At 79.0% G+C, this 1544-nt stretch carries 1 protein-coding gene; it reads left to right on the top strand.

Features of this window, described 5'->3' with window-relative positions:
* A partial coding sequence (locus B0E53_RS36420) for an SDR family NAD(P)-dependent oxidoreductase (RefSeq protein WP_146167972.1) occupies positions 1-1544 on the top strand: 1544 nt, incomplete at both ends.

The following is a 1544-nucleotide window of genomic DNA, read 5'->3' as shown; positions in this document are numbered from 1 at the left end:
GGCGTGCTCGCCGTCGCCACCCAACGCAGGGACCGGCCGGAGACCCACGCCCTGCTGGCCGCGCTGGCCGACCTGCACGTGCACGGCGTCCCGGTGACCTGGGCACCGTGGTTCGCCGACACCGGCGCGACCCGCGTCGACCTGCCCACCTACGCCTTCCAGCACCAGCGCTACTGGCCCGAGCCGGCGCCGCGGGTGCAGGCCGGCCCGGACGCCGAGTTCTGGGCCGCCGTGGAGAGCGGCGACCTGACCGCCCTGGCCACCCAACTCGGCGACGACACCGCCGTGGACGCCCTCACCCCGGCCCTGCCCGTCCTGTCCACCTGGCGCCGGGCCCGCAACCGCGGCGCCGCACTGGACGACTGGTCGTACCGGATCGGGTGGGAGCCGGTGCGCCCGGCCCCCGTGCCCGGGTTGTCCGGCCGCTGGCTGGTCGCCACCGTCAGCGGCGGCGCCGACGCGGGCATCGCGAAGACGCTCGCCGAGGCCGGCGCGCGGGTGGACACCGTGACGGTGCCCTCCGGCCACGGCCGGCGGGAGCTGGGGGAGCGGCTGCGGCGGATCAGCGACCAGGGCTGGGCCGGAGTGCTCTGCGTCCTGCCCCGCCAGGACCGGCCGCTCGCGCACGCGCCGGCTCTCCCCGCCGGAGCGGCCGCGCTGCTCACCCTCACCCAGGCGCTCATCGACACCGGCCTGCCCGGACGGGTGTGGGCGCTCAGCCGTACCGCCCTGCCGGTCTCGCCCGGCGAGCGGGGCGGCGACGTCTGGTCGGCGCTGGCCTGGGGCCTCGGCCGGGTCGTGGCCCTGGAACGGCCGGACCGGTGGGGTGGCCTGATCGACCTGCCCACCCGCGCCGATCGGGGTACCCGGGCCGCGCTCGTCGCGGTCCTCGCCGACGGCGCCCACGACCAGGTGGCCGTCCGCCGCAACGGTGTGTTCGCCCGGCGCCTCGTTCCGGCGTCGCCGCCGGCCGGGGCCGGGTGGCGGCCACGGGGGACGGTGCTGGTCACCGGCGGCACGGGCGCGCTGGGCCGGCACGTGGCCCGCTGGTTGCTGGCCAACGGGGCGGCCGAGGTGGTGCTCGCCTCCCGGCGCGGCCCCGACGCCCCCGGGGCGGCCGAACTGGTCGACGAGCTCGGCGCCGCCCGCGTGGTGGCCTGCGACGTCAGCGATGCCGTCGCCGTCGCCGATCTGGTGGACGAACTGCCCGGGCTGACCGCGGTCGTGCACACCGCCGGCGCCTCCGGCGGCACCTCCCCGGCGGACGAACTGACCGCCGGGGACCTGGCCGGGACCCTGGCCGGCAAGGTGCTCGGGGCGGTCCACCTGGACGCCGCCTGCCGGGACCGTGACCTCGACGCGTTCGTCGTCTTCTCCTCCGTGGCCGGTGTCTGGGGCGGCGGCGGACAGGCCGGCTACGCCGCCGGCAACGCCCTGCTCGACGCGCTGGTCGCGGCCCGCCGCGCGGCCGGCCTGCCCGCCACCGCCCTCGCCTACGGCCCGTGGGCCGCAGCCGGCATGGCCGCCACCGGCGAGACGGCGGA

Origin of the sequence: Micromonospora sp. MH33, assembly GCF_003013775.1 — a bacterium.
In the GTDB taxonomy this organism is placed as follows: domain Bacteria; phylum Actinomycetota; class Actinomycetes; order Mycobacteriales; family Micromonosporaceae; genus Micromonospora; species Micromonospora fulviviridis.
Note: the sequence above shows the minus strand (reverse complement) of the source record. Positions and strands in the feature narration are given on the sequence as shown.